Annotated in this window: 24 protein-coding genes and 1 tRNA gene; 11 read left to right on the top strand and 14 right to left on the bottom strand. The window is 66.0% G+C overall.

The annotated features are described in order from the left end of the window. Window positions 1–281: 281 nt before the first annotated feature. From DD559_RS16040 to DD559_RS16020, 5 genes are all read right to left on the bottom strand, one after another. Window positions 282–1499: a tyrosine-type recombinase/integrase gene (locus DD559_RS16040; RefSeq protein ID WP_116470072.1), complete on the bottom strand. Its 1218-nt coding sequence runs from the start codon at window positions 1497–1499 to the stop codon at window positions 282–284. Between the two features lie 151 nt (window positions 1500–1650). Further along, window positions 1651–1734, bottom strand: a tRNA-Leu gene (locus DD559_RS16035). Window positions 1735–1785: 51 nt separating this feature from the next. Continuing rightward, the gene (locus DD559_RS16030) at window positions 1786–2625 is read right to left on the bottom strand and encodes a formate/nitrite transporter family protein (RefSeq protein WP_116470071.1); all 840 of its coding nucleotides are present in this window, start codon (window positions 2623–2625) and stop codon (window positions 1786–1788) included. 80 nt (window positions 2626–2705) lie between these two features. Next, window positions 2706–2975, bottom strand: a complete 270-nt coding sequence (locus DD559_RS16025) for a hypothetical protein (protein WP_240610299.1) — start codon at window positions 2973–2975, stop codon at window positions 2706–2708. Between the two features lie 8 nt (window positions 2976–2983). Further along, window positions 2984–4492: a YifB family Mg chelatase-like AAA ATPase gene (locus DD559_RS16020; RefSeq protein ID WP_116470959.1), complete on the bottom strand. Its 1509-nt coding sequence runs from the start codon at window positions 4490–4492 to the stop codon at window positions 2984–2986. A gap of 1177 nt (window positions 4493–5669) precedes the next feature. Between DD559_RS16020 and rpmH the strand changes: the two genes are divergently transcribed. The 6 genes from rpmH to DD559_RS15985 all read left to right on the top strand — a co-directional run bounded on the left by rpmH (window position 5670) and on the right by DD559_RS15985 (window position 9328). After that, window positions 5670–5804 (top strand): 50S ribosomal protein L34, encoded by a 135-nt coding sequence (gene rpmH, locus DD559_RS16010; RefSeq protein ID WP_010545931.1) that lies wholly within the window; start codon window positions 5670–5672, stop codon window positions 5802–5804. A 14-nt stretch (window positions 5805–5818) separates the two neighbouring features. After that, complete coding sequence (rnpA, locus tag DD559_RS16005) at window positions 5819–6166, top strand: ribonuclease P protein component (protein WP_116470069.1); 348 nt, start codon at window positions 5819–5821, stop codon at window positions 6164–6166. After that, on the top strand, window positions 6163–6375 hold the full coding sequence (gene yidD, locus DD559_RS16000; RefSeq protein ID WP_116470068.1) for a membrane protein insertion efficiency factor YidD: 213 nt from the start codon (window positions 6163–6165) through the stop codon (window positions 6373–6375). Before rnpA ends, yidD begins: the two co-directional genes overlap by 4 nt. 21 nt (window positions 6376–6396) lie before the next feature. After that, window positions 6397–8115 (top strand): membrane protein insertase YidC, encoded by a 1719-nt coding sequence (yidC, locus tag DD559_RS15995; RefSeq protein ID WP_116470067.1) that lies wholly within the window; start codon window positions 6397–6399, stop codon window positions 8113–8115. A gap of 243 nt (window positions 8116–8358) precedes the next feature. Continuing rightward, window positions 8359–8994 carry a ribosome biogenesis GTP-binding protein YihA/YsxC gene (gene yihA, locus DD559_RS15990; RefSeq protein ID WP_116470066.1) on the top strand — a complete coding sequence of 212 codons (636 nt, stop codon included), beginning with the start codon at window positions 8359–8361 and terminating at the stop codon, window positions 8992–8994. 7 nt (window positions 8995–9001) lie between these two features. Then, the gene (locus tag DD559_RS15985; protein WP_116470065.1) at window positions 9002–9328 is read left to right on the top strand and encodes a gamma-glutamylcyclotransferase family protein; all 327 of its coding nucleotides are present in this window, start codon (window positions 9002–9004) and stop codon (window positions 9326–9328) included. Window positions 9329–9338: 10 nt separating this feature from the next. On the opposite strand, the gene DD559_RS15980 is transcribed toward DD559_RS15985, so the two are convergent. After that, a complete protein-coding gene (locus tag DD559_RS15980; RefSeq protein WP_116470064.1) occupies window positions 9339–11300 on the bottom strand; it encodes an alpha/beta hydrolase family protein in 1962 nt (653 codons plus the stop codon). 188 nt (window positions 11301–11488) lie between these two features. On the opposite strand from DD559_RS15980, the gene DD559_RS15975 reads away from it, so the two are divergent. Beyond that, on the top strand, window positions 11489–12151 hold the full coding sequence (locus DD559_RS15975; RefSeq protein ID WP_116470957.1) for a glutathione S-transferase family protein: 663 nt from the start codon (window positions 11489–11491) through the stop codon (window positions 12149–12151). A 47-nt stretch (window positions 12152–12198) separates the two neighbouring features. On the opposite strand, the gene DD559_RS15970 is transcribed toward DD559_RS15975, so the two are convergent. Beyond that, window positions 12199–12660, bottom strand: a complete 462-nt coding sequence (locus tag DD559_RS15970; RefSeq protein ID WP_116470063.1) for a cupin domain-containing protein — start codon at window positions 12658–12660, stop codon at window positions 12199–12201. Here DD559_RS15970 and dapE point away from each other — a divergent pair. Then, window positions 12660–13802 (top strand): succinyl-diaminopimelate desuccinylase, encoded by a 1143-nt coding sequence (gene dapE / locus DD559_RS15965; protein WP_116470062.1) that lies wholly within the window; start codon window positions 12660–12662, stop codon window positions 13800–13802. The genes DD559_RS15970 and dapE overlap by 1 nt on opposite strands. Before the next feature lie 14 nt (window positions 13803–13816). On the opposite strand, the gene DD559_RS15960 is transcribed toward dapE, so the two are convergent. From DD559_RS15960 to DD559_RS15945, 4 genes are all read right to left on the bottom strand, one after another. Beyond that, window positions 13817–15493 carry a putative bifunctional diguanylate cyclase/phosphodiesterase gene (locus DD559_RS15960; protein WP_116470061.1) on the bottom strand — a complete coding sequence of 559 codons (1677 nt, stop codon included), beginning with the start codon at window positions 15491–15493 and terminating at the stop codon, window positions 13817–13819. An 86-nt stretch (window positions 15494–15579) separates the two neighbouring features. Continuing rightward, complete coding sequence (locus DD559_RS15955) at window positions 15580–16194, bottom strand: Smr/MutS family protein (protein ID WP_116470060.1); 615 nt, start codon at window positions 16192–16194, stop codon at window positions 15580–15582. Next, window positions 16191–17501, bottom strand: coding sequence for a murein transglycosylase A (gene mltA, locus DD559_RS15950; protein WP_116470059.1), 1311 nt, complete (start codon window positions 17499–17501; stop codon window positions 16191–16193). The genes DD559_RS15955 and mltA overlap by 4 nt, the downstream gene beginning before the upstream one ends. Beyond that, entirely contained in the window at window positions 17501–18121 is a 621-nt protein-coding gene (locus tag DD559_RS15945) for a Tim44/TimA family putative adaptor protein (protein ID WP_116470058.1), read from the bottom strand. The genes mltA and DD559_RS15945 overlap by 1 nt, the downstream gene beginning before the upstream one ends. A gap of 183 nt (window positions 18122–18304) precedes the next feature. On the opposite strand from DD559_RS15945, the gene secB reads away from it, so the two are divergent. From secB to trpS, 3 genes are all read left to right on the top strand, one after another. Then, on the top strand, window positions 18305–18814 hold the full coding sequence (secB, locus tag DD559_RS15940; RefSeq protein WP_116470057.1) for a protein-export chaperone SecB: 510 nt from the start codon (window positions 18305–18307) through the stop codon (window positions 18812–18814). Window positions 18815–18893: 79 nt separating this feature from the next. Further along, window positions 18894–20462, top strand: a complete 1569-nt coding sequence (gene murJ / locus DD559_RS15935; RefSeq protein WP_116470056.1) for a murein biosynthesis integral membrane protein MurJ — start codon at window positions 18894–18896, stop codon at window positions 20460–20462. 103 nt (window positions 20463–20565) lie between these two features. After that, entirely contained in the window at window positions 20566–21555 is a 990-nt protein-coding gene (trpS, locus tag DD559_RS15930) for a tryptophan--tRNA ligase (RefSeq protein WP_116470055.1), read from the top strand. A 102-nt stretch (window positions 21556–21657) separates the two neighbouring features. Here trpS and dnaA read toward each other — a convergent pair whose 3' ends face one another. The 3 genes from dnaA to mutM all read right to left on the bottom strand — a co-directional run bounded on the left by dnaA (window position 21658) and on the right by mutM (window position 24641). Then, the gene (dnaA, locus tag DD559_RS15925; protein WP_116470054.1) at window positions 21658–23043 is read right to left on the bottom strand and encodes a chromosomal replication initiator protein DnaA; all 1386 of its coding nucleotides are present in this window, start codon (window positions 23041–23043) and stop codon (window positions 21658–21660) included. A gap of 428 nt (window positions 23044–23471) precedes the next feature. Beyond that, window positions 23472–23735, bottom strand: a complete 264-nt coding sequence (rpsT, locus tag DD559_RS15920; protein ID WP_116470053.1) for a 30S ribosomal protein S20 — start codon at window positions 23733–23735, stop codon at window positions 23472–23474. A 96-nt stretch (window positions 23736–23831) separates the two neighbouring features. After that, window positions 23832–24641, bottom strand: coding sequence for a bifunctional DNA-formamidopyrimidine glycosylase/DNA-(apurinic or apyrimidinic site) lyase (gene mutM, locus DD559_RS15915; protein ID WP_116470052.1), 810 nt, complete (start codon window positions 24639–24641; stop codon window positions 23832–23834). Window positions 24642–24681: the final 40 nt, after the last annotated feature.

The following is a 24681-nucleotide window of genomic DNA, read 5'->3' as shown; positions in this document are numbered from 1 at the left end:
TCGCAGCGGCATGATCAACCAGCGGCAATCCACTTATCCGAGCCGCGAGCCTGTGCAGACAAACCGAGCCACCTCTGTCGCCAGCTGCCGAACGATCGTGGGACATTTCCGACGTTCGTAGTTGCCCAACCCGATCGCGTTTGTGCTTCGAACCCGATTTACGAAAGGGGAGCGGGGCCTGCCCCCTGGGGCTCAAATTTTGCTGCAGTGCGGTAAGCACCTATTTTAAGACGTGTATTTCAATCGGTTGGTTCCCTTCACCGCGGGCGATTAGGCCGACTTCATCCGCGCTTCTTGAATTTCGCCTTGATTACCGTACCCCCCACCCTCAGCTGGTCGAGATAACCCGACCACCACTGCGCCATGCGGACCCGCTCCTCCCAATGCGCGCCACGATGATATGCTGCCCGAACGCGATCCCTTTCACCATCCGCCAACGCGCGCTCGATTGCGTCAGGATGCCAGAGGCCAGACTCGTTGAGCAGCGTGCTGGCCATTGCGCGAAAGCCATGGCTGGTCATTTCATCATGGTTGAAGCCCAGCCGTCGGAGTGCGACGTTCATCGTGTTGTCTGAAATCGGCCGCTGCGTCGTAAAGAGCGCGGGGAACAGATATTCGCTCGCTCGAGAAAGCGAACGCAACTCCTGCAAAAGAAATATCACTTGGCGCGATAGCGGCACGGCATGCGGCTGCTTCATCTTCATGCGCTCGGCCGGCACGCGCCAGACCTTGTCTACGAAATCGATCTCGTTCCATTTGGCCTGCCGCAGCTCGCCCGGCCGCAGGAAGACGTGGGGCGCGATGCGCAGGGCATAGAGCGTCTCCGGTCGCCCCTTATAATCCTCGATGGCCCGGAGCAATTCTCCCACTTTCTTCGGCTCAACAATCGCAGCGTGGTGCTTCACGCGTGGGACGATTAGCGCGCCGCGGAGGATCTCGGCAGGATTTCGCTCGGTGCGCAACGTCGCGAAGCCGTAGCGAAACACACGCCCGGCGAAGGATCGTAGGCGAACCGCAGTCTCGTGGTGCCCCTTTCGTTCGACTCGCTTGAGCGTGTCCAGCAACTCGTGCGGGGTGATCTCCGTGATCGGCCGCTTGGCGATTCCGCCCAGCAGTTCCAGAAACCAACGCGCTTTCTTCAGCGTAGCGGCGGATTTCCCCTCTCGCTCCATCTTCTCAATATATTCGCCGGCAACCAGCCCGAAGGTGGTCTTAGCCGAGTGCTCTGCCTCGAGGCGCTTCAGCCGTTTGGCCTCGACCGGGTCAAAGCCATCCGTGAGCTCAGAACGGGCCTCGTCGCGCTTCCGCCGAGCCTGTTGAAGCGTCACTTGAGGAAAGCTCCCGAGCGAAAGCTTTCGCTCGATCCCAAAAACCTTGTAGAGAAAGCGCCAAAGCAACGCCCCTGATGGCTGGACCAAGAGATAGAGGCCGTCGCCATCCGAAACCTTGAACGGGCGATCGCGGGGCTTCAGCGCACGGATTTCAAGGACGGTTAGCATGGTGGGCCACGACTCCTGCGAGGCCCGTGGTCCACCGATTCGTGGCCCACTTTTTGCGGGCCTTAGCGGAACAAAATGAGAAACCACGGGACTGTCAACAGCGATTTTATCGCAGTTTTCCGTGGATTTCTACAATGTTCTCAATATGTACTGGTGCCCCTGGCCGGACTCGAACCAGCATGCCTTTCGGCGTTCGATTTTGAGTCGAATGCGTCTACCATTTCGCCACAGGGGCAGCGAGGTTGGGGCAACGGCTAGACGAAGCGTCGCCGCTTCGCAACCCGCTTCACAACTCCTCGCGCACCTGCACATGGGCGAGCAGGCCGAACAGCACCGATCCGCCCAGGATGTTGCCGATCAGCGCCGGCGCCAGGAATCCGCCCAGCACCCAGTCCAGGCTCGCCTCCCCCGCCAGCCACAGCATCCACGCCTCCAGCCCGCCGGCCACGACATGTGCGAACTCGCCGAGCGAGATGAAATAGGTAATGAACAGGATCACGAAGAATTGCTGGTTGCGCGCGCCCGGCAGCGACCAGGCGACCCCCGCCATCAGGAAGCCTGCAGGCACCCCCGCACGCACCGCGTCCCAGCCCGAAAGTTCGAGCAAGCTGCGTGACGTATCAAGCATCGCCTTGGTGGCAGCCGGCGTCCCCATCCAGCCCGCCGAGACCAGATACGCGATCAACAGCGTCCCCAACAAATTGGCCGTCAGCACGATTCCCCAAAGCCGCCCCAGCCGCAACAGGTTGCGCGGCGTAGGATGCGCCGCGAACGGGATTACCGCCGAAAGCGTACTCTCGGTGAACAATTGCAGCCGCCCGAGCACCACGATCACGAAGCCCAGCGCATAGCCGATGCTCGATACCGCCAGCCGCCACGGCGTGTCCGGCAAATGGCTCTCGATCAGCCCGCGGCCCAGCACCGATGCCGCCATCACCACCCCGGCGACAATGCCCGACCAAAATAGCGACCGCGCCGGCCGGTCCAGCTCCTCATCCCCCTGCCGCCGCACGACTTCATGGATAACGCGCGAGGGTGCCGCCTGGAGTTCCTCGACATCCGCCTCCTCTTCGGCGGGGAGATCGGCCTGTTCAGCGTCGGATTCTTCGTTTCGGGGCTGTTCCATCGCGGCTGAACGCGGCGGTGGGCGGGAGGTTGCTACCCGATCTGCCGCCGAGGGGATGGCAGACTCCAGCGCCTGCCCGCTCACTCGAACATTGCGCCGCCGACAAAACCGATCTTCGCGCTGAGATGCACGGGAAGCGCATTTGCGAGACGAAACATCTCGGTGTCGGGCAGAGGCGCAAACACAAGGACGGAGCACCCGTTCTCGTTTCGCTCGACTCTTACCGGTGGGAAACCGCGTTCTGTGACGTAATCCACGGCCGCCGCTTCGTTCGCTGCCGCGACGCTGAATAAAGACTCCCCTGAATCGTCCATCGCATTCGCTCCACAACCGCCGCTGGCGAGCGGCATCCCGTCCTTCAACTCCGCGGCGCCTGCCGCCGATAGCTCAGCGCCTCGGCGACATGGATGCGGGTAACCCCCTCCGCCCCGTTCAGATCGGCGATCGTCCGCGCCACCCGCAGCACCCGCGTATAGCCCCGCGCGGAGAGCCGCATCGCCTCCGCCGCCTGGGCCAGCAATTTGCGGCCCGCCTCGTCGGGCGTCGCGCACGCCATCAACGCCTCGCCATCCGCTTCGGCATTGGTCCGAACCGGCGTTTCGGCATAGCGCGCCGTCTGGATCGCCCGTGCCGCCGCCACCCGCGCCGCGACTTCGGCCGATCCCTCGGCGGGCGGTGGCAGCACCAGATCGGCGGCGGTCACCGGCTGGACTTCGACATGCAGGTCGATGCGGTCGAGCAGCGGCCCGGAGACCTTCGCCTGATAATCCGCCGCGCAGCGCGGCGCTCGCGCACAGGCCAGCGAGGGGTCGCCGAGATGCCCGCACCGGCACGGGTTCATCGCGGCAATCAACTGCACCCGCGCAGGGAAGGTAACATGCGCATTGGCCCGCGCCACGCTCACCACCCCCGCCTCCAGCGGCTGGCGCAGCGAATCGAGCACGGCGCGCTGGAATTCGGGCAGTTCGTCGAGGAACAACACGCCGAGATGCGCGAGGCTCACCTCGCCCGGCTTCACCTTCAGCCCGCCGCCGGTCAGCGCCGCCATCGATGCCGAATGGTGCGGGCTGCGGAACGGCCGCGTGCGGGTCAGCCGCCCGCCCTGCAATGTCCCCGCGACCGAGGCGACCATCGACACTTCCAGCGCCTCCGCCGCCTCCAGCGGCGGCAATATGCCGGGCAGGCACGATGCCATCAGCGATTTGCCCGCGCCCGGCGGCCCGACCATCAGCATATTGTGTCCGCCCGCCGCGGCGATCTCCAGCGCGCGCTTGGCGGTTTCCTGCCCCTTCACCTGGGCGAGGTCCGGTCCCATCCCCGGCGGATCGACTTCGCCCGGCCGGGGCGCGGGCAGCAGCTGGGTGCCTTTGAAATGGTTGAGCAGCGCGATCAGGTCGGTCGCGGCGAGCACTTCCACCTGCCCCGCCCAGCTCGCTTCCGGCCCCTGCGCGGCGGGGCAGACCAGCCCCTTGCCCTCCTCGCCCGCGTGCATCGCCGCCAGCAGCACGCCCGGCGAGGGCGCGATCCGCCCATCCAGCGCCAGTTCGCCCACCACGACATAGCCGGCGATCGTCTCGGCATCGACCACGCCCATCGCCGCCAGTAGCGCCAGCGCGATCGGCAGGTCGAAATGCGATCCTTCCTTGGGCAGATCGGCCGGGGACAGGTTCAGCACGATATGCTTGGGCGGCAACGCCAGCCCGATCGCCGCCATCGCTGCGCGCACGCGCTCGCGGCTTTCGGCGACGGCCTTGTCCGGCAGACCGACGACGACGAACTTGGGCAGCCCGGCGACGAGGTTGCACTGCACCTCCACCGCCCGAGCCTCCAGACCAAGATACGCGACCGTCGAAACGCTGGCGACCAAGATATGCTCTCCCCCGGTCGGCAGCATAGCCGCTTTTTCCCGATACGAAAGCGTTCCGATCGGCAGCAGGCAAAGGATGGCGGCCCCATCGCCCATTTGCCCGCATCTTGTACGCCGGGCATCGTTCCCCACATGTTCCTAGGCACCCGCCCGCTCTTTGAACCGTCCGGCATGCTGCATTCCCCGCGCGTGGGATCGCGCGAGTGTGTGAACTTCGTGAACTTAAGCTGCCTTCGGCGCACGGCGAGGACGTGAACTTTCCGGGCTATGGGCGTATAAGGCGGACAGGCTGTTCCCGCCCAATTCCAGACATGCCAAATGCGGTGTACTCTACCAATCATGTTTGGCCGGTTACGAAAATGGCTCGCGGGAACGTCCCCGCTGACGTTGTGGAGTGTCGATCTGCTCGGCGCGGAGATCGTTACCAGCGACGGTCATGGCACTGAGCAAAGGTTCGCTATCCGTGACATACGGCGAGTTGTAGTAGCAACAGATGATAGCGGCCCTTGGGGTGCCGACGTTGTTTTCTTGCTATACTCAGATCGCACGGATCCCGTTGGAATGTTCCCTCTTGAAGCGAATGGCCGGGACAAATTTGTAGACTGGCTTGTTGTTCAGCCAGGCTATCGGGAGCGGGAACTCGCTAAAGCAATGAGCTCCACGCAAGTCGCGCGCTTCGAGGTCCTGTCTGTCCAGCCGAACGGCGGCTAACCACCGATTGTGTTGAAAAACTCCCGGTGGGCCGATCACAGTGGTCAGCGCCGAAATATAGATGCCGCAAAGATTCGGCGGTTGTAGCTTAATAACTCGCTAAGATCACTGCGCGAACTTATGTTGCACTCCACCGCTGTCGGTCACCCGATGACAGAGTTTTTCAACACAATCCACCAGTTTCAGCCGCTCGCCTCTCGCGTCCGAATACGCGCCCGAGCCCTAAACTACCGTTAGCGGGAATGCGGCGAGACCGTGAACTTCCTCAACTTCACCCCTTCAACCGCCCCGCCGGCCCGCGTCTTGCACAACCAACACACCACTCCCATCTCCACAGCAATGCGCCAGGAACTCGCCCGAATCCCGCATGCCGCGTTGACTCCTGCGCCGCTTCCCCGTAAGGGCGCTCGACACGCGGCCGCCCCTGTGGCGGCCCTTTTACGTTCTAGATACTCGAGGATGAGCGATGAAGCGGACCTTTCAGCCGAGCAACCTGGTGCGTGCGCGCCGGCACGGCTTCCGTGCACGGATGGCGACCCCGGGCGGTCGCAATGTGATCCGCGCCCGCCGCGCCCGCGGCCGCAAGAAGCTGTCGGCGTAAGCACCGACACGCCCTTGCCGAGCCTCGACCGGCTCACGCAGCGCAAGGATTATCTCGCCGCCAACGGGGGAAAGCGGGCACCCATGCCCGGCTTCGTCCTGCTGGTACGCGAACGGAACGATGCCGATCCGTCGATGCGGATCGGCATTACCGTATCCAAGAAAGTTGGCAACGCCGTCATCCGCAACCGGATGAAGCGGCGCTTTCGCATGCTCGCGCGCGAAATCCTGCCAGCGGCGGGAATCGCCGGCGCGGATCATGTCCTGATCGGCAGGAACGGCGGAATCGAACGCCCCTATACCGATCTGAAGGCGGAACTCGCCAAGGCGCTTCGGCGCGTTCGCCCCAAGGCTGACCAGTGATCGCGCGCCTGCTGATGTTGCTCGCGCGCGCCTGGCAGCTGGGCCCGTCGCTGATCCTGCCGCCCAGCTGTCGCTACCAGCCTTCCTGTTCGGCCTATGCAATTGAGGCGCTTCGCCGCTATGGGGCGGTGAAAGGCGGCTGGCTTGCGCTTCGGCGCATCGCGCGCTGCCATCCATGGGGCGGGCACGGCCCAGATCCCGTTCCTTGAGCTTCCTTCCGGGGATTATCGGTGAAAGAAGAACAGAAGAATTTCATCCTCTTTGCGGTGTTCGCGGCGCTGGTGCTGTTCGGCTGGCCGATGATCAGCCACTGGATCTTCCCGCAGCAGCCTCCGGCCCCGGCAAAGATGGTCGATGGCAAGCTGCAGCCGGTGCCGAATCCAGGCGCCGATCCGGCGGCGAACAGCGCGAAGGCGATTCGCAACCGCGATGCCGTGCTGTCGGAAACGCCGCGCGTCGAAATCGATACCCCTTCCCTCAAGGGCTCGATCAATCTGAAGGGCTTGCGCATCGACGATCTCGTCCTGCGTGAATATGATCAGACCGTCGCGAAGAACTCTCCGCCGATCCGGCTGCTGTCGCCCAGCGGTGCGGAAGGTTCCTATTTCGCCCAGTTCGGCTGGCAAGGCGCCAATGCCCCGGGCGCGGACACCGTCTGGCAGGCCGATGGCGACAAGCTGACGCCCGCCACGCCGGTGAAGCTTACCGCCACCAACAGCGCCGGCCAGGTTTTCCAGGTCGAACTCGCGGTCGATTCGAACTTCATGTTCACCGTCCGCCAGACGGTGGCCAACCGTGCCGCTGCGCCGATCGCTGTCACGCCCTATACGCTCATCTCGCGCGGCCAGCGCTCGACGGACACCAGCCAGTGGGCCGCGCATGTCGGTCCCGTCGCCGCCACCACCGATGCGGCGCACTATATCGACTGGAAGGATATCGAGAGCACGCCCCAGCAGTTCAGCACCACCGGCGGCTGGGTCGGCTTCAGCGATCATTATTGGCTCACCGCCGCGATCCCGGATCAGCGCGCTTCGGTGAACATCCAGCAGCGCGGCACCGCCGCCCAGCAATATCAGGCGGATGTCGCCCGGTCGCAGCCGATCACGGTGCAGCCTGGCCAGCAGTCGAGCTATACCAGCCACTTCTTCGCCGGCGCGAAGGAAGTGAAGCTGCTCGATGCCTATCAGAAGCAGTATGATATCGCGAAGTTCGAACGCGCGATCGACTGGGGCTGGTTCGAGATCATCGAACGCCCGATCTTCACCTATCTCAGCTGGCTGTTCAAGCTGGTCGGCAATTTCGGCGTGGCGATCATCCTGCTGACGATCACCATTCGCGGCCTGCTCTTCCCGATCGCCCAGAAGCAGTTCGCCTCGATGGCGCGGATGCGCCAGGTGCAGCCGAAGATGAAGGCGATCCAGGAGCGCTACAAGGACGACAAGCCGCGCCAGCAGCAGGAGATCATGAAGCTGTACAAGGAGGAAAAGGTGAACCCGCTCGCGGGCTGCGCACCCATGCTCCTGCAGATTCCGATCATGTTCGCGCTGTACAAGGTGCTGCTGCTGACGATCGAGATGCGCCACCAGCCCTTCGTCTTCTGGATCCGGGATCTTTCGGCCCCCGATCCGGCGACGATCCTCAACCTGTTCGGCTATCTCCATTTCACGCCCCCCAGCTTCCTGGCGATCGGCGTGGTGCCGGTGCTGCTCGGCATCTCGATGTACTTCCAGATGAAGTTCAACCCGGCGCCGATGGACGAGATGCAGAAGCAGGTGTTCGCGATCATGCCGTGGATGCTGATGTTCCTGATGGCGCCGTTCGCCGTGGGCCTGCAGCTCTACTGGATCACCTCGAACGTGCTGACCGTGCTCCAGCAGCAATGGCTCTATTCGCGCCACCCGGAGATGAAGGTGCCGGTCGAAAAGCCGAAAGCGGCCAAGGCGAAGTGATGGCGGCACGCCCCTCCACGATCCGCGCCTGGCTCGGGAGGGGCGCCCGCCCCAAAATACGTCGTCATTCCCGCGAAGGCGGGAATCCATTGCCCTCGACGCTCAGGCTCCAGCCCCCGGCGTTCAGGCGAATGGATCCCTGCCTTCGCGGGGATGGCGAACGGCTTTCGTCAAGCCGCAACACCCTCGCCTCTGACGGGCGTATCTGAAAGGGCCCCGCTCGTCGGGGCAGCTGAGTAACTGATGTCCTTCGACCCCGACCAGATCGAAGCCGCGCGCAAGCTGTTCGCCGGCCCCATCGCGTTCCTCAAGTCCGCGCCCGCGCTGGAGCACCTGCCCCAGCCGACCGTGCCGGAGATCGCGTTCGCGGGCCGCTCGAACGTCGGCAAGTCATCGCTGATCAACGCGCTGACCAACCGCAACAGCCTCGCCCGCACCTCGGTCACGCCGGGGCGTACGCAGGAACTGAACTTCTTCGATGTAGGCGAGCCGCTGCGCTTCCGCCTGGTCGACATGCCCGGCTACGGCTTCGCCAAGGCGCCCAAGGATATGGTCCGCAAGTGGCGCTACCTCGTGAACGACTATCTGCGCGGCCGGCAGGAACTGAAGCGCGCGCTGGTGCTGATCGATTCGCGCCACGGCATCAAGGATGTCGATCGCGAGATCCTCGAGATGCTGGATGCCGCCGCGGTCAGCTATCGGCTGGTCCTTACCAAGGCAGACAAGATCAAGGCGAGCGAGCTGGCCGAGGTAACGGCCCGCACCGCCGACGAAGCCCGCAAGCGCGCCGCCGCGCATCCGGAGATTCTCGCCACCTCGAGCGAAAAGGGCATGGGAATGCCGGAACTGCGCGCCGCGGTGCTCGAAGCGATCGGTTGAGGGACCTATGGAGCCGCTCTTCTCCTACGGCACGCTCCAGCTCGACCAGGTGCAGCGCCGCCAGTTCGGCCGGCTGCTGGAAGGAAGCGACGACGTGCTGCACGGCTATGTCGTCACCGAAATCCAGATCAGCGATCCCGCCGTGCTCGATGCCAGCGGGGTCGAGACGCATCTCGCCCTGGTGCCGGGCGATGGCCCCGCCATTCGGGGCAAGGTGTTTCGGCTTACGCCGCAGGAACTGGCCGCAGCCGATATCTATGAAAGCGAGAACTACCGCAGGGCATGGGTGCCGCTTGCTTCCGGCACCCATGCCTGGGTCTATGTAAAGGCCTGATCGTTCGGCTTCAGGCCGGGTTATACTTGGCCAGGAACGCCTCCAGCGCCTTGAGGAAGGTCAGCCGATCCTCGCCGCGCGTGAAGAAATGGTCGGCCTGGGGCTGTTCGATGAACTCGAACGTCTTGCCCGCCGCCTTCAGCCGCTCGGCCATCAGCTTGCTCTGGTTGAACGGCACGCGCCGATCCTTCTTTCCGTGCATCAGCAGCACGGGAATCGAAAATTCGTCGGCGTGGAACAGCGGCGACACCTGCTTGAAGTTCGGCGCCTGGGCCTTCAGCCAATCGCCGCTCGCTTCGTGCCCCAGCGCGCGCGAGTCATATTGCAGCAGCCGCCCGAGGTCCAATACGCCGGCATAGGAAACGGCGCAGCGATATAGCGCGCCGTCGCGCTGCGCCGCCCGCAGCGCGGCATAGCCGCCATAGGACGCGCCCACCACGCACACCCGCTTGGGATCGGCGATGCCCTGCTCCACCAGCGTCTTCACCGCATCGTTCAGATCGTCCTGCATGGCCAGGCCCCATTGCCCCTCGCCTTTCTGGGTGAAGGGTGTGCCATAGCCGGAAGATCCGCGGTAATTGGGCTGGATCACCGCATAGCCGCGGTCTGCCAGGAACTGCGCCCACCAGTCCCATTCCTCCACGTCGCGGGCGAACGGGCCACCATGCGGCATCAGGATCAGCGGCAGGTTCTTGCGGCCGCTCCGCCGCGGCAGGGTCAGTATGGCGGAGATTTCCAGCCCGTCGCGCGCCTTGTACTGGATGGTCTGCACCGGATGCAACCGCCGGAGTTCCAGCGCGGCATTGTCGAACGCCAGCACCGTCATCGTATCGTCGGCGACGCGGTACACGAACCAGGCGCCGGGCGCGCTGGCATCGCCGACATGGGCGATCACGATCGAACGATCAGTGCTGAAGCTGCTGATGTCCACCTGCGCGCCCTTCACCCGCTCGCTCAGCTTCTTCTGCAGCGCTGCCATGCCGGGGTCCAGCCAGCGCGTCAGCGATCGATTCTCCGAAACCTCGACGCCGAGCAGAGTGGCGGTCTGCGGATCGACCACCGGCCCGCTGATATCGAAACCGGGGCTGGCAAACACCTGCTTGCCCCGCTGCATCGTCGTCAGGTCGAACTCCCACAGGGCGGAAAAGCCCTTGTCGTCATCTTGCACCACCATTGCCTTGCCCGGATCGGGCAGGAACAGCGACGGGACCAGCAAGCCGTCATGGATGCCCTTGGCGCGATCGATGACGCGGAAGCTGTCCCGGGCGGTCGGCCGATAGAGGAGTCGTCGCTGCCGGCCGTCCATGCTCATGCCGATGCCCATCCGCACCACGCCTGCGCCGTCGGCGTACCAGGCTTGCACGCCTTCGCGCCCCGCCAGCACCGACTTGTGCTTGCCGGTGGTGACGTCGACCTCGTCGATCTTCGGCCAGAAGCCGGCGTCATTGGTATAGATGGAGGTCTGCGCGGCAAGCAGCACGCGCGCCGTGCCGTCCCGCGCCACCCAGATCAGATCATCGCCAATCTGGCCGGTGTCGCGGGCATTCAGCGGAACCAGCCGGGCGGTCCGCGCCTCCACGCCCACCGCGCGCGAGATATACCAGGGGTCGCCTTCGACCTCCTGCTCGCGGCCGACCCCGATCACCAGCCAGTCGTTGTTCACCCAGCGCCACCAGTTGATGTCGGCGTCCCCCGCTCCCACCAGCTTCCGGTCCGAACCGTCTGCCGCCATGATCGCGAAATACTGCGTGCCGTTCGCCGCGATTCGAGCGGCGATGCGCTTGCCGTCGGGCGATAGCTGCGGCCGCTCGATCGAAGGAAGGTCCGCGAACACCTTGATGTCCAGCGGGCCTGGCGCGGGCTTCGCGGCCGGCGGCGTTGCCGGGCCCTGTTTCTGCTCCTGCGCCTCCGCCGACAGCCCTACGCCGATGGCCAACGCACTCGCGGCCAGCCACGCCCACTTCATCCGCATCCAATCCCACCCCGTTCGACTCGCGGCCCCCAGCCGCGATCCGCCGACAGCTTGGAAATCTTTGCCGGACGATGCAACATTCTAGCGTGCGCGCCCTGCCAGCTGTCCTTCCCCTCCTCGCCTGCCGCTCCTCTTTTCCCCCTCCTCTTCGGTTGCCGCGCCGCCTGGCCGCGGCTATCGCAGAGACCATGAAGCTCATCATCGGCAACAAGGCCTATTCGTCCTGGTCGCTCCGCGGCTGGCTCGCCTGCAAGCTCTCGGGCCTCCCGTTCGAGGAGACGGTCGTGCCGATGTACGACCAGGATTGGGACAAGCGCCGCCAGGGCGCCGAATTCGCCCCCTCCTCCGGCAAGGTGCCGATCCTGTGGGACGGCGATGCCGTGGTGTGGGACAGCCTGGCGATCGTGGAATATCTCAACGACAAGACCGGCAACACCCGCTTCTGGCCCGAGGACCCTGCCGCCCGTGCGATGGCACGCTCGATGGCGGCGGAAATGCACTCCAGCTTCACCGCGCTGCGCAGCAAGCACAGCATGAACGTGCGCCAGGTCTATCCGCCCGCGCCGGTGGATGCCGATGTGCAGGCCGATCTCGCACGGATCATGGAACTTTGGGCCCAGGCCCGCGCCCGCTATGGCAGCGAGGAACCGTTCCTGTTCGGGGCGTTCGGCGCGGCCGACATCATGTTCGCGCCGGTGGTGACGCGGATCGTAACCTATTCCCTGCCCGTTCCCCGCTTCGCCCAAAGCTACATGCTCGCCATCCTCCAGCACCCCTTCATGCAGGACTGGATTGCCGGCGCGCAGGAAGAGGAATGGGTGATCGAGAAATACGAACTGCCCGTGGCCTGAATCCATCCCAACCGCTCGCCTGAAGGGCAAAGGCTTGGACGCGCGGACTATTTCAACCGCTCGGTCTCATATCGCGTCCCGTCCTTGCGGAAATAGCCTTCGGGCGTGAACATCATGTCGATGTCGGAATAGCCGCCACTCCCGCGCGGCCCCGCGCTGATCGCGAGGAAAACGCAGTCCGCATCCGATCGGTTCTGCAGGTGATGCCCATCCGCCACGCCCATGGGGAATGCGGCACAGTCGCCTGCGCGCAGCACCGTCTCGCCGCCCGCCTCCACCAGCACCGCCTCGCCGGCGAGCATCACCACGAACTCGTCCTCGCTGTCATGCCAGTGCCGCTGCGACGACCAGGCGCCGGGCTTGAGCACGACATGGCTCACCCCCATCGCGGTAAGCCCGGTGGCCGGGGCCAGGCGCCGATACCATCGTGCCGCCACGGCCGCATCGAACGGCGCCGGATAGCCGGTCGCATTGGTCTGTGGGATTGTATCCAGGTTCAGCTTGGGCAATGTCGCCTCCCGCAAGTGTTGGAGGTAGTGTGCCGGACGTCGTCGAACTCACCAAGGCCCTGATCGGCGCCGAAAGCGTCACGCCTGCGCGCGGCACCGTGTTCGATGTCCTCGAACGCGCGCTCACGCCCCTCGGCTTCCGGGTCGAGCGCTTCGTCGAGGGCGAGGCCCCCGATGGCCCGGTCGAAAACCTCCTGGCCGTCCGCGGCGATGGTGGCACGCACTTCGCCTTTGCTGGGCATCTTGATGTCGTGCCGCCGGGTGAAGGCTGGACCAGCGGCGCCTTCGCGCCGGAGATCCGCGGCGAACTGCTCTACGGCCGCGGCGCGGTCGACATGAAGGGCGCCATCGCCGCCTTCGTCGCCGCCGCGGCCAAGGTGCCCCCGCGCGGCACCACCAGCCTGATCATCACCGGCGACGAAGAAGGCCCTGCCACCTACGGCACGCCCAAGCTGATCGAGCGCATGGCCGAACGCGGCCTGACGCCCGATTTCTGCCTGGTCGGCGAACCCACCTCGGCGCAGCGGCTGGGGGATATGATCAAGATCGGCCGGCGCGGCTCGACGGTGATCGATATCGCCGTGATCGGCCGCCAGGGCCATGTCGCCTATCCGCACCTCGCCGACAATCCGGTGCCGCGCCTGGTGCGGGCGCTTGCGGAAATCGATGCGATCGAACTCGATGCCGGCAATGCCTGGTTCCAGCCCTCCAATATCGAAATCATCGATCTCGCCGTCGGCAACCGTGCGACCAATGTGATTCCCGCACGCGCCGCCGCGCGGATCAGCATCCGCTTCAACGATGCACAGCGCGGCCCCGATCTGATCGCGCGCGTCGAAGCCATTGTCCGCCGCCATGCCCCGGAAGCGGAGGTGCAGGGCCGGGTCTATGGCGAAGCCTTTCTCACCCAGCCGGGTGCGCTATCGCAACTCGTTAGCGATGCAATCCAGTCGCAGCTGGGAGTGACGGCTGAACTTTCCACCACCGGCGGCACGTCCGATGCCCGCTTTCTCTCGCGCATCTGCCCGGTCGTGGAATTCGGCCTGCTCAACGCGACGATGCACAAGCTCGACGAAGCCGTCGCATTGGCGGACCTGGAAGCGCTGACGGGCGTGTATGCGGAGATTCTGCGGCGGATATAGGGAGAGAGGCAGCCTCAGCCGACCGCCCGCTGCGGCGCCATGTCCTGCGCCCAGGCCAGGAAATCGGCCTCCAGCATCGGCGCGCCCATGGCATAGCCCTGCAGCACGTCGCAGCCGATGATTCGAAGCACGGCCGCCTGCGCCTCCGTCTCGATGCCTTCCGCCACGGCTTCGCAGCCCAGGCCGTGGATCAGCGCGATCACCGCCTGGGCGATTCCGCGCGCATCCTCGCTGTCGGCGATATGCTCGATCACGCTGCCGTCCAGCTTCACGCGATCCACCGGCATCCGGCGCAGGCGCGCCAGGTTGGAATAGCCCGTCCCGAAATCGTCGATCGCGATCGATGCGCCATCGGCACGCAACGCGGCGATCGCGCGGAGCACGGCTTCGGAACAATCCATCGCCAAGGTTTCGCTGAGTTCCAGTTCCAGCAGGCGCGCGGGTGCCTTGGCGGCCAGCATCGCCGCCCGCAGGCGGCGAAAATAGCCGGCATCGTCGATCTCGCGCGCGCTCACGTTGATCGCCAGCCGCTGCTCCACGCCCAACCGGCTCCATCGCGCGATCGTCGCCGCGACCTGGGCCACCACCCAGTCCCCGATTTCCACGATCAGGCCGGTTTCCTCGGCGCGGGTCAGGAACGCCGCGGGCAGTTTCATGCCGTCGGGATGCTGCCAGCGAAGCAGCGCCTCGGCCCCGACGATCCGGCCATCGGCAGCCGAAAGCTGTGGCTGGAAGACGAGGGCGAATTCGCGGCGATCGATCGCCGCGCGCAATTCGGTTTCCAGTTGCGCGCGTTCCGCAATGTCCGACGCCAGTTCCGCGCTGAACGATTCGACGCGACCGCGACCAAAGGCCTTCGCCCGGTACATCGCGGCATCCGCCGATCGCATCAGTTCGTGCAGGGTGCGGCCATGCTGGGGGAAACGCGCGATGCCGATCGATGCACCGATCGAAACTTCCTGGCCGGCAAGCGCGAACGGTTCGGAAAGCGCGGTGATTACCCCGCCTCCGATCCGTTCCGCTTCGGCCGGATCGGGAAGATGCGCGAAGAACAGCGTGAACTCGTCCCCGGCCAGGCGGCCGATCAAGGGCGGCTCCACCCGCCCTAAGGCCGCACAGCGATCCGCCACCGCGCGCAGGCGATTGGCCACCATGCTCAGCAACATGTCGCCCACCGCATGGCCCAGCGTGTCGTTGACCGCCTTGAAGCGATCCAGGTCGATGAAGAACAGCACGGCGGCGGCATCGTCCCCGCCGTCTTCCAGCATCCGCTCGGCGCTGCGCCGGAAATGCGGGCGGTTCGCCAGGCCGGTCACCGTGTCGAACATTGCCAGCCGGTGCACGCTTTCGAGATTGCCGTGCAGCTTGTGGAACAGCTCTTCCAGCGCGGCCGCGAGGGTCGGGGCGCCCTGCCGAAGCCGCGCCGGCAGCTCGGCTTCCAGGTCGCCCAGCGATGCCGTGCCCAACCGCTCGACGGCGGCGGCGATCGCCGCTCGCGACAAGTTGCGCGCGCCGGCGGCACCGATCAGTCCTGCGCTGCCGGCCAGGGTGCCCGCCAGGCCGGCAAGCGCCAGCGCGGTCATCATCGGTACGCCCATGGCAACCAGCACCCCACCTACCGGCGCGAACGTGGCGACGGCAGCGCCGATCGCTACCGTCGACGTTCGATTCCATGGGGCACCGCCTGTCACCTGATACCTGCTCCGAGTTCCCCTGTATTCCGGCTCCGCGCCAGTTTGTGGAGAAGGCCGACGCTGGCAGAGATAAGTTAACAAATTCAGTCGCTGAACGCCTGCCGCTGCCGCCGAAACACGATATACAGCGCGCCCGCGCCGCCGTGGCGGGGATGCGCCTGCCGCACCGCCGCGATGCGATCGGCGTGGCGGCCCGATGCCAGCCAGTCGCCCACGGCAGCCCGGATCGCACCGCGCGCATGGGGTCGCTCCGATTCGGGCCGCGGCGGCTTTCCGGTGATCAGCAGCAACACCCGGTCGCCGCGCGCCACCGCTTGCGCCAGGCCGAAATCCAGCCGGCCATACGCCGAATGCAGCGTATGCCCATGCAGGTCGACCGTACTCTCCGGGGCAACCAGCCCGCGCGAAAGCCGGCGATCCCAGGATTTGTCGAGCGTGTTGCCGGCATGGCCCTCCGCCGCCGCCATGGCCAGGGTGATCGCCGCCGGCTTCTTCCGCATCGGCACCAGCTTGCCCGGCGGGACGGTGATCGCCGCGGGTGGCGCGGCACGCGGGGCTGGCACGGGCATTTCGGGCGGCGGCGGCTCGGCCGGTTTCCGGGCCGCGGTGCGGGCGTGCATCGGCGTCACACTGGCAACGACGCGCTGCCACAGCGCCGCTTCGTCGGGCGCCAGCGTGCGGCGCCCGCGCCCGCTCATGGCTGCGATTGCTCCGCCGGAGTCTGGCGCAGCCGGGCCAGCGTGCCGCGAGGCAGCAACAGCCAGGCGGTGCCGCGCGCCGACATGCCGCCGGCGATCGCCCGGGCATCCTCGCCCGCGCCCCAGAAGGTATCGACGCGGTTGGGCCCCTTGATCGCACCGCCGGTATCCTGCGCCACCCAAAGGCCGGTCGCGTCGGCACGATCCATCGACAGGAACAGCGGCGCGCCGAGCGGGATGAATTTCGGATCGACCGCGGCGCTGGCCCAGCCGGCGACCGGATAGCCCATCGCGCCCAGCGGACCGGGGCCGTTCAGTTCCTTGAAGAAGACGAAGCTCTTGTTCTCGCGCATGATGGCGCGGCCCTGGTCAGGGTTGGCCCGCAGCCAGGCGACGATCCCCTGCATCGACGTCTGTCCGGGGCCGAGCAGCCCGCGGTCCTTCATCAGCTTGCCGATCCCGGTATAATCACGGCCGTTCTGCCCGGCATAGCCGATGCGCACCACCTGCCCGTCCGGGCCCTTCAGCCGGCCCGATCCCTGCACCTGCAGGAAAAACATCTCGATCGGGTCGGCCGCCCAGGCGACCACGGGCGCATGGCCTTCCAGCGCGCCCTGTTCGATCTCGGCGCGGTCATAATAGGGTACGAACCGCCTTCCTTCCACGCGGCCCCGAATCCGCTTGCCCTTCAGCGCGTCGGAGAACAGGCCGAGGTCGACCTCGATCAGATTGTCGGGGACGCCATAGACCGGCACCGCATAGCCCGCACGCCGTTCGCGCGTACCGGCGATTTCGGGTTCGTAATAGCCGGTGGCAAAGGCAGTGCCGTCGCCCACCTGCACCGTCTCGAACCATTGCGCGAAGAATTGGGCCGCATCGTCCGCCGGCCAGTTGGCCGCCGCCGTGCAGGAATCGGCCCAGTCGCCGCCGCGGGTCAGCCCAGAACCGTCGGTGCGGCGCACCAGGCCGGGGCAACTCACCTTGAATGCTGCCAGCGCCCGCGCGGCGCCCTGCGCGGCTATCGGCAGCGTCTCGATCGGCGGACCGGCGACCAGCCCGGCCATGGCGGCGCTCGTGGCACCGGCAATGGCCGGCGCAGCCGGCAGCGCCGGCAACGGCACCGCCGCCACCGGCTGCCGGGCCGGCAGGTTCGGCGGAGTCTCGGGCAGTGTCGCGATCACGGGGCGCTCGGGCGCAGGCCGGGAAGGCGCCGGCCGGGCACCGGGCTCCGGCGGAACGACGCCGCTGGAACACGCCCCCAGCAACCCGGCGAGCGCGAATATACCCCAGCTGCGCATATCGCCCATCAGGCTTCGTCGGTCTCGACCAGCTTCCAGTTCGGATCGTCGCTGCGCAGATTGCGTGCGAAGGTCCACACGTCGTGGGTCGTGATCGCGTCGCTCATCGATCCGGCGACCACCGCACCTTCGGCATCGCGGGTCACCGCGACCACATCCGCGTCGAACCGCATCGCGATGCGCGCGACCTTGGCCTCCAGCGAGGCGCCGGCGATCGTCGCCCGCTCGATCGAAACCAGGCGGTTGTCCAGCGTCTGCCCCAGCGCCTTGCGCTCGGCGATCGACTGCAGGAACGCCGCGCGCACCTCTTCATCGACCAGCCAGGCCAGCGTTTCCTCATCGCCCTTCCAGAAGGCCTCGAGGATCATCCGATAGGCGGATTTGGCGCCTTCGACGAACTGGTTCACGTCGAAGCTCGAATCCGCCGCGATCACCGAACGGAGGCCGGCTTCCGCACCGGGCTCGATCGCACGATTGAGCGATTCGCGCGGCTCCGGCGCGGCGTCCAGCGTCCGGGTTACCGGCGGCATCGCCACGCGTTCCTCGGCGGGCTTGGGCAGCGCCTGTTCGTGCCCGGTACGCTTGCCGAGCACCGAATACAGCCGCAGCGCCAGAAAGCCGGCCACCATCGCGAATAGAATGACGTAGAACACTGGCCCTCCAAAGCCTCCGTCTGCGTTACATAGGCCTTCATGCCGCACGTTTCAAATCGAACGGCGGCCGGCCGATTGCGCGGCTGGCAGAGCCCTGCTAGTCGCAAGTCGAGTAACGCGCCGAGTGCGCGAAAATCTCCGGAAAAAGAGGAAGTTTCGATGGCCGAGAACGACACCTTCGCCGAATTCGGCGAACCTGCCGCGAATGGCGCGGATGATGCGCCCCAGGCAGGCGTGCTGTCGCAATATGTGAAGGACCTGTCGTTCGAGAATCCGAACGCCCCGGCCATCTACCAGCAGCAGACCGCTCCGGCGATCGATGTGCAGTTCAACATCGGTTCAAATCGCGTCGGCGACGATGTGTATGAAGTCGCGCTCAAGATCGAAGTCCGCGCCCAGGCCGGCGAGCAGGTCGCGTTCATCGTCGACCTCACCTATGCGGGCCTGTTCGCGCTCCGCAACATCCCGCAGGAAGCGCTCGATCCGTTCCTGCTCGGCGAAGCGCCGCGCATCCTGTTCCCGTTCGCGCGCCGCGTGCTGGCCGATCAGGTCCGCGACGGCGGCTTCCCGCCGCTGATGCTGGAGCCGATCGATTTCGCCGGCATCTACATGCAGCAGCGCGCCCAGCAGGAAGGCGCGATCGGCTTCGAAGAAGCCGGCCACGCCTGAACACGGGCACCAGCCTGATTTCGGGGGCGCGCCGCACGTCGGTAGCGCCCCCTTTTCCTTCTAGGACGGCGATTCTACGATGAAGCTCGTGCGCAGCCTGGGTTCGGTGGGCGGTCTTACGCTCGCCAGTCGCATCCTCGCGCTGGTCCGCGATTCGCTCCAGGCGCGCTATGTCGGCGCCAACTTCGCGTCGGACGCCTTCCTCGTCGCCTTCCGCCTGCCCAACATGTTCCGCGCCTTCTTCGCGGAGGGCGCCTTCGCATCGGCCTTCGTGCCGATGTTCAATCAGAAGCTGGGCGTGAACGGCGAGCGCGGCCGCGCCTTCGATTTTGCCGAGCGGACGCTGTCCGTCCTGTTCACGGTCCTGGTCGCGCTGACGCTGGTGGCGCTCGCCGCCGCCTGGCCGCTCACTGCGATGCTCTCCGGCGGCTTTGCCAAGCAGAATCCCAGCCACGAACAATTTGCCTTTGCGGTACAGCTGTCGCGGATCACCATTCCCTATCTGATGCTGATCTGCCTCGCCTCGCTGCTGGGCGGCATCCTCAATTCGCTCGACAAATTCTGGGTCAACGCCGCTGCGCCGATCCTGCTCAACATCGCGATGGTGGCCGGGCTGTTCTTCTTCCAAGGCACGCCGGAGGAGACCGCGCGGGTGCAGGCCATTGCGGTGCCGGTCGGCGGGCTGCTCCAGCTCGGCTGGCTGGCACTCGCCTGCCGCGCCTCGGGCGTTTCGCTCCGCCCCCGCCTGCCGCGTATCGATGATGATGTCCGGCGGCTGATGAAGCTGATCCTGCCCGCCGCGATCGGCGCGGGCGCGGTGCAGCTCAACCTGCTGATCTCCACCGCCATGTCGGGCAAGCTGCTCGGCAAGGGTTCGATTTCGTTCATCTATTATGCCGACCGGGTGAACCAGCTTCCGCTTGGCCTGATCGGCATCGGGCTGGGCACGATCCTGCTGCCCACCATCACCCGGCTGCTCACCGCCGGCCGCGATGCCGAAGCGATGGAGACGCAGAATCGCGGCATGGAACTGGCGCTGTTCCTCACCCTGCCGGCGATGGTGGCGCTGATCGTCGCCGCGGAACCGATCATTCGCGGGCTGTTCCAATATGGTCATTTCACCCCGGAAGACACGGTGAAATGCGCCTGGGCGCTCGCCGGATTCTCGATCGGCCTGCCCTCCTATATCCTGGTCAAGGTGCTCACCCCCGGCTTCTACGCGCGGCAGGACACCAAAACGCCGGTGCGGCTGGCGATGATCTCCGTGGGCGTGAACATCGCCGCCAATCTCGCGCTGATTCCGCTGATCGCGCATCTCGGGCCGCCACTCGCCACCGCGCTTTCCTCCACCGTCAACGTGACGATGCTGTACCTCACGCTGCGCAAGCGCGGTCACTTCACCGTCGACCCGCAACTTGCCCGCAGGGTACCGCGCCTTGCGCTCGCCGCGATCCTGATGGGCGTGGCGCTCTGGGCGGGCGACGGGCTGCTCGATCCGTGGCTCAACGGCCGGATCTGGGAACGCTATGCGGGCCTCGTGCTCCTGGTCGGCGCCGGCTGCGCCATCTATGTCGCCGCCTGCTTCGCCACCCGCGCCTTCCTGCTTTCGGACATCAAGGCGCTGGTCCGCCGCCGCGCCGCGCGCTAGAGCGCCCGCGTCCTGGCAGATCGCGCGGCCTGCACCCCCGCCGCCATGGACCCGCGGCCGGTCCAACGGCCGAACGGTCAACCGGGTGCGGAGTGAATATCCCATGCGCGTCGTCTCGGGCATCCAGACCACCGGCAATCTCCACCTCGGCAATTATCTGGGCGCCATCAAGCAGTGGGTCGCGATGCAGGATCAGGGCGAATGCCTGTTCTTCCTCGCCGATCTCCACGCCCTTACCGGCACAGTGACCCCGCAGGAGCTCGCCAACTCGACGATCGAGATGGCCGCCACGCTGTTCGCCGCCGGCATCGACGATCGCTCGATCCTGTTCAACCAGGCGCGCGTCCCCGCCCATGCCGAGCTGTGCTGGATCCTCCAGGGCACCGCGCGGATGGGCTGGCTCAACCGCATGACCCAGTGGAAGGACAAGGCCGGCAAGAACCGCGACGGCGCCAGCGTCGGCCTTTTCACCTATCCGGTTCTTCAGGCTGCCGATATTCTCGTCTATCAGGCTACCCACGTCCCCGTCGGCGAGGACCAGAAGCAGCATCTGGAGCTCACGCGCGATATCGCGACCAAGTTCAACCAGGATTTCGGGGTCGAGCTGTTCCCGCTGCCCGAGCCGCTGATCAGCAAGGCAGCACCTCGGATCATGAGCCTGCGCGACGGCAATGCGAAGATGTCCAAGTCCGATCCCTCGGACCTGAGCCGCATCAACCTGATCGACAGCGACGACACGATCGCCGCCAAGTGCCGCAAGGCCAAGACCGATCCCGAGCCGCTGCCCGATTCGTTCGATGCACTGGTGGAGCGTCCCGAGGCGCGTAATCTGGTGACGATCTTCGCCGCGCTGGCGGATCGCGACCCGCAATCGGTGGTCGAGGAATATGCCGGCCAGGGCTTCGGCGCATTCAAGCCGGCGCTGGCGGACCTGACGATTTCGGTGCTCGGCCCGATTCGGGAGCGGCTGACGGCGCTGCTGAACGATCGTGCCGAAGTGGGCGCCCGGCTCGCCAAGGGCGCCGCACGGGCCAGTGCGCTGGCGGCACCTACTCTGAAGGCCGCGCAGCAGGCGGTAGGGCTGCAGGTCTGACGTGCGGGGCGCCTCCGCGGAAGCGGTAGGCGCCGTCGTAAATCGGAAAGAACGCTCCCCTCCCTGCTTGCAGGGAGGGGAGAAAAAGGATGCGTCGTCCGCTTATCCCTCCAGCGTCCGCATCAGTGCGCGCACCGCGCCGTCGATCTCGACGTCCTTGGCGCGCAGATCCTCGATCCGCTTCACCGCATGGATCACCGTCGAGTGATCGCGATTGCCGAACTTGCGGCCGATCTCGGGCAGCGAGCGCGTCGTCAGCCGCTTGGCCAGATACATCGCAATCTGGCGCGGACGGGCGATCGCCACTGCACGACGGGCCGAGATCAGGTCGAGCTGCTTCACCTCGAAATGGGCGGAAACCGCACGCTGGATCTCGTCGATCGTGATCCGGCGCTGGCTGGTGCGCAGCACCTCGCCCAGCACGCTGGTGGCGAAATCGATCGTGATCGTCTCGCTCGACAGGCTGGCATAGGCCACCAGTCGGTTGAGCGCGCCTTCCAGCTCGCGCACGTTCGTCGTGATGCGCGCGGCCAGCAGGTCGATCACCTCGGCCGGCATGTCGACCGCCGGCATGTCCTTCAGCTTGCGCTCGACGATGGCGCGGCGCAGGTCCAGCTCGGCCGGCTTGATGTCCACCGCCAGCCCGGCGCCGAGACGGCCGACCAGGCGCGGCTCGAAGCCCTCCAGCGCCTGGGGCGCGCGATCGGCGGCGATCACCAGCCGCTTGCCGGCGTTCATGAACTCGTTGACGGTATGGAAAAATTCTTCCTGCGTCGCATCCTTGCCGCCGATGAACTGAAGATCGTCGATCATCAGCAGGTCGACCGAGCGCAGCCGCGTCTTGAACGCCAGCGTGTCCTTGTTGCGCAGCGCCTGCACGAACTCGAACATGAAGCGCTCGCCGGTCGAGTAGATCGCCGTCGCGCCCGGATTCGCTTCCAGGAAGGCGTGGCCGATCGCGTGCATCAGGTGCGTCTTGCCCTGGCCGGTACCGGCGTGGAGGAACAGCGGGCTGAACTGCGGCGTGCCGGGCATCGCCACGGCGCGCGCCGCGTTGAACGCCACGCGATTCGTCGCGCTCACCACGAATCGATCGAAGGTGAAGCGCGAATCGAACGCCGGGCGCTCCGCCGGCTCGACCAGCGATTCGGCGCGCTGCGCCAGTATCGGCGCCGGCTCGGCGGTGAGCACGCGCTGACCGGCATCGGCCATCGTCTCGATCGAAACGCTGCGCACCTCGGGCAGCACGGCCCGGAATTCCAGCAGCAGCCGGTCGGCATAATGGTTCTTCACCCACTGGGTGAGGAACGCGGAGGGCAGGCCCAGCCGCACGGCATGCGAATCGCTGCCATCCACCAGCACGACAGGCTTCAGCCACTGATCGAACAGGCGCTGGCCGGCCGAACGACGCAGATTGGCGCGCACATGCGCCCACGCCTTGGCGACGTCCTGCCCGTTCCCACGTTCCAGCGGTTGAACCTGAGTCAAGTGACGCACCCCTCCTGCGCGGAAATCACCGATTTCCGCGTGAAAAAAACAAAGAAACCTGAGGCTCCTCGCAGCCGGTCATGCCCCCGGGGGACGTGCGATGAGCTCGATACCCGGCCAGCACTGCGGCCGGGACGCTTGTTGTAGGAAGCTCGAACTGAGTCGAGCAAGGCCCCACGATGTAAAGTTTCTGAAATAGTTTTGTTGACAGCCAGAACCCTAGGAAATCCGTGGGGCTTTAATAAATATGCTGCCATTTCCTATATTTAACCAGCCACCGCGAGGAAATGGCCCGGCGAATCGGAACGACTCGCGGATTTGCGCGAGTCGCGGTCTTGCCGAGATATTAAGCAAACTCGGCCAGGTCAGAACGCGAAAAACCCCGCCGGACACGTCCGACGGGGTAGATTATTACTAACCAGTTACAGTTATGCGAGCGCTTGAAGACGCTTGTTCAGACGCGAGAACTTCCGCGCAGCGGTGTTCTTGTGCAGCACGCCCTTGGCAACGCCCCGCGCCAGTTCCGGCTGCGCCGAAGCCAGCGCCTCGGCGGCGGCGGCCTTGTCGCCGGCGGCGAGCGCGGACTCGACCTTCTTCACGAAGGTGCGGATGCGGCTCACGCGCGCCCCGTTGATCTCTGCACGGCGCTCGTTACGACGGATGCGCTTCTTCGCTTGCGGCGTATTCGCCATTCGGTCTTGTTCCTGCTCGAAATGGGTGAGGCGGGGAAGCGAGCCCACGCCGGAAAGACGCGCCCCTTAACGGCTCTGACGAGTCGGGTCAACCTTTCAGCGCTGGCATTTGGCGCAATAGAAGGTGGAACGCCCTGCATCCACGCGGCGCTGCACGGGCTGGCCGCAGCTGCACGGCGCCCCTTCCCGCCCATAGACGCGCCATTCCTTGGCGAAATAGCCGAGCTCGCCATCGGGCCGGGCATAATCGCGCAGCGTGGAGCCGCCGGCGCGAATCGCCGCGGCCAGCACTTCGCGCACTGCCGCGACGAGCCTTTCCAGCTTGGCGCGCCCGATCGAACCCGCCGGCTTGGTCGGCGCGATGCCGGCAAGGAACAGCGCTTCGCACACATAGATGTTGCCGAGCCCGGCAACGATTCGCTGGTCGAGCAGCAGCGCCTTCACCGGCGCGATCCGGTCGCGGAACGCTTCCACCAGATGCGCGGCGGTGAAGTCCGGCCCCAGCGGCTCCGGCCCCAGCGCCTTGAACGCGGGCCAGCCGGCCAGGTCGCGGGTCGGCAGCAGGTCCATCGATCCGAAACGCCGCGGGTCGTTCAGCGCCAGGCGGTGCCGGCCGGTCTCGATCACGACATGGTCGTGCTTGCCCAACTCGGCCGGGTCGATCCGCCAGCGGCCGGACATGCCGAGGTGGAAGATCAGCGTGTCGTCGCGGTCGGTCGCGATCAGGCCATATTTCGCCCGCCGCGACAGGCCGGTGACGGTGGCGCCGGTCAGCCGCTGGCCGAGATCGACCGGAAACGGGCGGCGCAGGTCCGCGCGATTCAGCAGCACGCGTTCGATCCGCTGCCCTTCCAGCACGGGGGCCAGACCGCGAACGGTGGTTTCTACTTCGGGAAGCTCGGGCATCGCGCGCTACAGCTAGGAAGTGCGGGGCCGAATGTCACCT

This window comes from Sphingomonas pokkalii (genome assembly GCF_003096275.1).
In the GTDB taxonomy this organism is placed as follows: Bacteria; Pseudomonadota; Alphaproteobacteria; order Sphingomonadales; family Sphingomonadaceae; genus Sphingomonas; species Sphingomonas pokkalii.
This window is presented reverse-complemented; position numbering and strand designations above follow the sequence as displayed.